The sequence below is a fragment of the Tibeticola sp. genome (genome assembly GCF_022759015.1).
GTDB lineage: Bacteria > Pseudomonadota > Gammaproteobacteria > Burkholderiales > Burkholderiaceae_C > Tibeticola > Tibeticola sediminis.
The window spans coordinates 1-5,993 of sequence record NZ_JAEMQB010000030.1 but is presented as its reverse complement, the minus strand read 5'-3'; the positions used below and the strand labels follow the sequence as shown (position 1 = coordinate 5,993).

At 65.0% G+C, this 5,993-nt stretch carries 6 protein-coding genes; 1 reads left to right on the top strand and 5 read right to left on the bottom strand.

Annotation, left to right across the window (positions count from 1 at the left end; translation table 11 throughout):
* From JHC36_RS01910 to JHC36_RS01890, 5 genes are all read right to left on the bottom strand, one after another.
* The coding region (locus JHC36_RS01910; protein ID WP_287915157.1) for an acetyl-CoA C-acyltransferase at nucleotides 1–944 on the bottom strand (944 nt) is incomplete at its 3' end.
* 31 nt (nucleotides 945–975) lie between these two features.
* On the bottom strand, nucleotides 976–2,655 hold the full coding sequence (gene phaC / locus JHC36_RS01905) for a class I poly(R)-hydroxyalkanoic acid synthase (protein WP_503006764.1): 1,680 nt from the start codon (nucleotides 2,653–2,655) through the stop codon (nucleotides 976–978).
* Between the two features lie 109 nt (nucleotides 2,656–2,764).
* Nucleotides 2,765–3,523, bottom strand: coding sequence for a peptidoglycan editing factor PgeF (pgeF, locus tag JHC36_RS01900; RefSeq protein WP_287915154.1), 759 nt, complete (start codon nucleotides 3,521–3,523; stop codon nucleotides 2,765–2,767).
* Between the two features lie 68 nt (nucleotides 3,524–3,591).
* Nucleotides 3,592–4,233 (bottom strand): maleylacetoacetate isomerase, encoded by a 642-nt coding sequence (maiA, locus tag JHC36_RS01895; RefSeq protein WP_287915151.1) that lies wholly within the window; start codon nucleotides 4,231–4,233, stop codon nucleotides 3,592–3,594.
* Between the two features lie 41 nt (nucleotides 4,234–4,274).
* Nucleotides 4,275–4,940 carry a YiaD family glycine zipper/OmpA-like lipoprotein gene (locus tag JHC36_RS01890; RefSeq protein WP_287915149.1) on the bottom strand — a complete coding sequence of 222 codons (666 nt, stop codon included), beginning with the start codon at nucleotides 4,938–4,940 and terminating at the stop codon, nucleotides 4,275–4,277.
* Nucleotides 4,941–5,052: 112 nt separating this feature from the next.
* Here JHC36_RS01890 and JHC36_RS01885 point away from each other — a divergent pair, with 112 nt between their 5' ends.
* Nucleotides 5,053–5,748: a fumarylacetoacetate hydrolase family protein gene (locus tag JHC36_RS01885; RefSeq protein ID WP_124219369.1), complete on the top strand. Its 696-nt coding sequence runs from the start codon at nucleotides 5,053–5,055 to the stop codon at nucleotides 5,746–5,748.
* Nucleotides 5,749–5,993 lie beyond the last annotated feature (245 nt).

Here is a 5,993-nt window from a genome sequence, read left to right as displayed (position 1 = left end):
TCGAACAAATCCACATCCGCCACCTTCCAGCCCGCCCGCGAGAGCGCTTTTTCGGTCGCCGGTACCGGCCCCAGGCCCATGTGCGCGGGGTCCAGACCGCTGGTGGCAAAGGCCGCAATGCGTGCCATGGGCGTGAGACCCAGCTGCGCAGCCTTCTTGGCCGTCATGACCACCACCGCCGCGGCGCCGTCGTTGATGCCCGAGGCGTTGCCCGCCGTCACCGTGCCGTCCTTGGCAAAAGCCGGGCGCAAGCTGGCGAGCGCTTCGGCGCTGGTCTTCTTGTTGATGAACTCGTCGGTATTGAACACCAGCGGATCGCCTTTGCGCTGCGGGATCAGCACGTCAACGATCTCGTCCTTGAATTTGCCGGCTTCCTGCGCGGCGGCGGCCTTCTGCTGGCTGGCGAGCGCCAGTGCATCCTGCATCTCCCGGCTCACGCAGCAGACCTGCGCCACGTTCTCGGCGGTGATGCCCATGTGGTACTGGTTGTAGACGTCCCAGAGGCCGTCGACGATCATCGAGTCGATCATCTTCCAGTCGCCCATGCGCTGGCCCTCGCGGCTGCCCAGCAGCACATGGGGGCTCGCGCTCATGTTCTCCTGCCCGCCCGCGACGACGATCTCACTATCACCCCAAGCAATCGCTTGCGCGGCGAGCATCACGGCCTTGAGGCCCGAGCCACAGACCGCGTTGATGGTGAGCGCCGGCGTCTCCTTCGCAATGCCGGCCTTCATCAAGGCCTGTCGTGCCGGGTTCTGGCCCGCGCCTGCGGCCAGCACCTGGCCCATGATGACCTCGCCCACCTGGTCGAGGCCCACGCCGGCACGGCGCAAGGCTTCCTTGACGACGATGGCACCCAACTCCGTCGCCGGAACCTTGGCGAGCGAGCCGCCGAATTTGCCCACCGCCGTGCGCACGGCGGAAACGATGACGATGTCTTCCATGAATAGTCTCCTCGGGTTTGAAAAAAGGAACTCAGGCCTTGGCCTTGACGTAACGGCCCGGCGCTGGCTCGATGGCGCGGTATTTGCGCCCGCGGCCGTAGGTCTTGGGTGCGGGGATGCTGCCGCCTGCATGCGCCGCGAGCCAGCGCGCCCAGTCGGGCCACCAGCTGCCGGGATGTTCCGTCGCCCCGGCAATCCACTCTTCGACGGTGGATGGGAACTTTCCATCCTCGCGCGTCCAGTGGCTGCGCTTGTTCGCAGTCGGGGGGTTGATCACACCGGCAATATGCCCGGAGGCGCCCATGACGAAGCGCTTCTTGCCCCGCAAGACCTGCGTACTGGCATAGGCGCCACCGATCGGAACGATATGGTCCTCGCGCGAGCCGTAGATGTAGACCGGCTGGCGCACCTTGCGTAGGTCGAGCTTTTCGCCACAAACGGTCAGCTTGCCGGGCTTGACCAGATTGTTCTCGAGGTACGTATTGCGCAAATACCAGGCATAAAACGGCCCCGGCAGGTTGGTACTGTCGGCGTTCCAATACAACAGGTCGAAGGGCGGCGGCGTCTCGCCCTTGAGGTAGTTGCCGACCACATAGTTCCAGACGAGATCGTTGGGACGCAAGAAACTGAACGTGGTCGCGAGTTCCTGCCCCTTGAGCAAGCCGCCATGCCCCAACTGGGCTTCGCGGTAGCGCACAAAAGCTTCGTCGATGAACACATCGAGCACGCCGGTTTCCGTGAAGTCGATCAGCGTGGTGAGGAACGTGGCGCTCGCCACCGTGTCGTCCCCGCGCGCAGCGAGCACACCCAGAGCCGTGGCGAGGATCGTCCCGCCGACGCAGAAGCCCAGGGTGTTGATTTGGGGGGACTGCGTGATGTCCTGAACCACCGAGATGGCGCGGATGGCTGCGTCTTCGATGTAGTCGTCCCAGGTCTTGTTCGCCAGCGACTCGTCGGGGTTGCGCCAACTGATCACGAAGGTGCGATGCCCCTGACTGACGGCGTAGCGGATCAGCGAATTGTCCGGCTGCAGATCGAGGATGTAGTACTTGTTGATGCAGGGTGGAATCAACAAGAACGGTCGCTCATGAACGGTCGGCGTCAGCGGCTTGTATTCGATCAACTGGAACAGCTCGTTCTCGTAGACCACGGCGCCTTCGGTGGTGGCGACGTTGCGGCCGACTTCGAAAAGGCTCTCGTCGGTCATCGAAATGTGACCCCGCCGCAGGTCCTCGAGCAGATTCTGCAGGCCCTTGGCGATGCTTACACCCTGGGTTTGCAGCGCCTTTTGCTGCGCCTCGACATTGAGCGCAAAGAAGTTCGTCGGGGCGGCCGCTGCTACCCACTGCTCGACGGCAAAGCGGATGCGATTGCGTGTTTTCTCGTCGCCCTCGATCGCCTCCGCCATCCGCATGAGCGTGCGCGCGTTGAGCAGATACATGGCCGCCGTGTAGGTGGCCCAGGGGTTCTTTTGCCAGGCGGGATCTGCAAAGCGTCGATCCTTGAGCGGTGCGCGCCCGCTGAGCACGTCGAGCCAAATCGACGCCGCCTCCTTTTGGTAGTCCTGTTGGATCTCCGCCAGCTTTTCTGGAGCGATGGACACCTTCGGAGCCGCGGGCATGGCGGTCTCACCGGGCTTGAGCGGGGTACCCGCCATCGCCTGCAACCACACGGTGGTCAGGCTATCGATCCATTGTTGCCCGGCCGCCATCGGGTCCAGCCCGCTCAACACGCGATTCGATTCACTCACCCGTCGTCTCCTCGATTGATCTCCAAGGCAGCCAGTATGGCACCAGCGCCCCTTCACCAAGCTGACGGGCTCAGGCCAAGCCTATGCAGGCCGCCATGCGGCCCGTGCCCCCGAGCCGAGCGGTATCCCGCCGGTGGGAGAAATAGCGATCGCGCTGCGTCACGGTGCACCATGCCGGGCTGCTGTCGTTGCCGTAGATCTGCGCGACACCCAGGGCGCGCAGCCGCCGCCGCGCCAGCTGGGCCAAGTCGGCCCACCAGCGGTCGGCAGCGCCATCGGTCGCGCGGCGGAAGGCCTCGGTCGCGCTTGGGTCCCGGTCACAAAAAGCCGCACGCACCTCGGGGCCCACCTCGAATGCCTGCGGACCAATGCAAGGACCGAGCCAAGCCATCAGCGCTGGAACTGCTGTGCTGTCCCCGCTCGAAGCCCTCCTCTGCGCCGTGAGGCGCCGAATCGCTTCGACCGTTCGCTCCAAAATGCCCACGCCCTCCTCGCCTGCGAGTCCCCGCCAACCCGCGTGTGCCGCTGCCACGACGCGCCCTTCGATATCACACAGCAGCACTGGCAAGCAATCGGCCACCATCACGGTGCAGGCCGTGTGGGGCGAGGCCGTTACCGCCGCATCCGCGGCCGTGCCGTCGGGCGTATCGGCGTCGATCCGCAGCACGTCCGTTCCATGGACCTGCCGAAGAAACACGGGCCGCATACCCATCGCAGCGGCGAGCCGCGCGCGGTTTTCCGCGACGGCCTGCGGGTCGTCGCCCACATGGTCGCCGAGGTTGAACCGATCAAACGGCGCGCGGGAGCAACCGCCCTCTCGCACGGTCATACAAGCCCGAACCTGAGGCGGCGCGGGCCAGTCGGGACGGAAAAACGGCGCGGGCACCAAGAACGGTTCTACGGTTCGAAATCCGGGCATGCGGACGGTTGGGCGCGCTGGAAGGCCGGCAGCGACATACAGGCGTCAAAGGCCGCCAGGGTGCGCGGCAGGCAGCTGAGGTCGCATTCGAAACGGCGCGCGTTGAAGATCTGCGGCACCAGCAAACAGTCGGCCAGCGTCGGGGCTTCGCCGGCGCAAAAGCGCGTTGGCGGCTGCTGCGCCAACTGCCGCTCGAAGGCTTCGAGGCCGAGGCGGACCCAGTGTCGGTACCAGGTGTTCTTCGCCTCTTCGCTCGCGCCCAGCTCGCGCTTGAGGTATTGCAGCACCCGCAAATTGTTCAGCGGGTGGATTTCGCACGCCACGATCTGAGCCAGGGCGCGCACCCGCGCCCGAGCCAACGGCTCCGACGGCAACAACGGCGGGCTGTGATGGGTTTCGTCGAGAAACTCGATGATGGCCATCGATTGCGACAGCCGCGTGCCATCATCGAGTTCGAGCAGGGGCACGAGCCCTTCGGGTGCGAGCGCGACAAATTCCGCCCCGCGGTGCTCACCCCGGGCAAGGTGCACGGGCACGTACTGGTACGGCAAGCCTTTGAGCTCGAGCGCGATGCGCACCCGAAACGAAGCCGAGGAACGGAAGTAGTTGTAGAGCTTCATCACTGCGGAGCCGGGCCCGGCAGCCCTCCATCCGGTTTGCTTCAGCGCTGCGGAGCGCGCTCGGCCAGGAAGATCTCGACCCGGCGGTTCTTCGCGCGGCCGGCTTCGGTGGAGTTGTCGGCAATCGGCTCACGCGACCCGCGACCGTCGATGATGATCCGACCGGGGTCGACGCCGCGCGTCACCAAATAGTCGCGGACCGCAGCCGCGCGGTTGATCGACAAGGGGTTGTTGACCGCGTCGCTGCCCGTGCTGTCGGTGTGTCCGATGATGCGCACTTCGATACTCGGCTGCCCGGCCAGTCCTTGGGCGAACTGATCCAGGATAGGGCGCAAGCGCGGCTGGATGGCCGCACTGCCGGTGCCGAAGGAAATGTCGCTCGGAATGTTGAGCTTGAGCTGGTTATCGGCGGTGCGCGTGACGGTCGCCCCGGTTCCCGCCGTGGCCTGTTCCATCGCCGCTTTTTTCTGCTGCATCTGGGTCGACCAGACGTAGCCGCCAAGCGCGCCGATGCCCGCTCCCACCGCCGCCGCGCCTTTGCTGTCTCCAATGGCCGCACCGGCAAGGGCTCCGATGCCCGCGCCGATGGCGGTATGGCGCTGCGTCTCCGTCATATCCGCGCAACCCGCGAGCACGAGCGCGCCCGCGAGCGCAGCCGCCCCCCAGCGGTGCGGCGAAAGAGCGTTTCGATTCGATGTCTGTTGCATGGCTGGACTCCTGAACAATGGGTAAAAATCGATGGACCTCACCCGCAAGTGTGCCACCGCACGGGGCCGTGGCAAACTGGCTCCTTCGGCAAAACCCCCAAAGAGCCCAGCCATGAATGATGTCTTCCCACCGCCCCCCACCGTGCGCGTGCCCGTCCGAAACAGCGACGCATGTTTTCCGGTGCACCGCGTTTATTGTGTGGGCCGAAATTACGAAGAACACGCGAAAGAAATGGGCTTCACCGGCCGCGAGCCGCCGTTCTTCTTCCTCAAGCCCGCCGACGCCGTCTTCCCGGTGAATGAAGGCGAAACCGGCCGTTTGCCCTACCCTTCCCTGACACGCAACCTGCACCACGAGATCGAACTGGTGGTTGCGATCGGTGTCGGCGGCGCGCAAATTCCGGCGGCCGAGGCGCATCGGCACATCTACGGCTATGCGGTCGGGCTCGACATGACGCGGCGTGACCTGCAAAACGAAATGAAAAAACTCGGCCGACCCTGGGAGATCGGCAAAGCCTTCGAAGCATCGGCCCCCATCAGCCCGATCACGCCGGCGGTCCAGGCGGGCGACATCACGACAGCGGAAATCTGGCTGCAGGTCAACGGCGCGGAGCGCCAACGCAGCCAAATCGCCAAACTGATCTGGAACATCGGCGAAGTGATCGAGCATCTCTCCGCGGCCTGGACACTGCAACCGGGCGATCTGATTTATACCGGCACACCCGAAGGCGTCGGCGCGGTCGTGCCGGGCGACCTGCTGGTGGGCGGTGTGAGCGGGCTATCCGAGTTGCGCGTGCAAATCGTCTGACGCCGGGCACTGCCTCTGGGCAGAGCCCGCCCCGGCCTGGGCAAACCGGAGCCTGCGCCGCCCCTAAAATTGCGGGCTTATTGATCCGGCCAGAATATGTTTGAACCTCGTTACCATGGCGAAGTCCGGGATCCAGACACGACGCCAAGCCAGGACCTGGCTACCGAGTTCAATCTTCACCTGGCCGGATCAATAGGGCAACGTAAGGCAACGCTGAATAAGTCCCCGTGATGGCGCGCGCCTGG

What these genes read in the sequence shown, in the direction of transcription:
- phaC (WP_503006764.1), bottom strand. Translation starts at nt 2,655, where the DNA reads ATGGCGGCCGGGCAACAATGGATCGATAGCCTGACCACCGTGTGGTTG.
- pgeF (WP_287915154.1), bottom strand. Translation starts at nt 3,523, where the DNA reads ATGACCGTGCGAGAGGGCGGTTGCTCCCGCGCGCCGTTTGATCGGTTC.
- maiA (WP_287915151.1), bottom strand. Translation starts at nt 4,233, where the DNA reads ATGAAGCTCTACAACTACTTCCGTTCCTCGGCTTCGTTTCGGGTGCGC.
- JHC36_RS01890 (WP_287915149.1), bottom strand. Translation starts at nt 4,940, where the DNA reads ATGCAACAGACATCGAATCGAAACGCTCTTTCGCCGCACCGCTGGGGG.
- JHC36_RS01885 (WP_124219369.1), top strand. Translation starts at nt 5,053, where the DNA reads ATGAATGATGTCTTCCCACCGCCCCCCACCGTGCGCGTGCCCGTCCGA.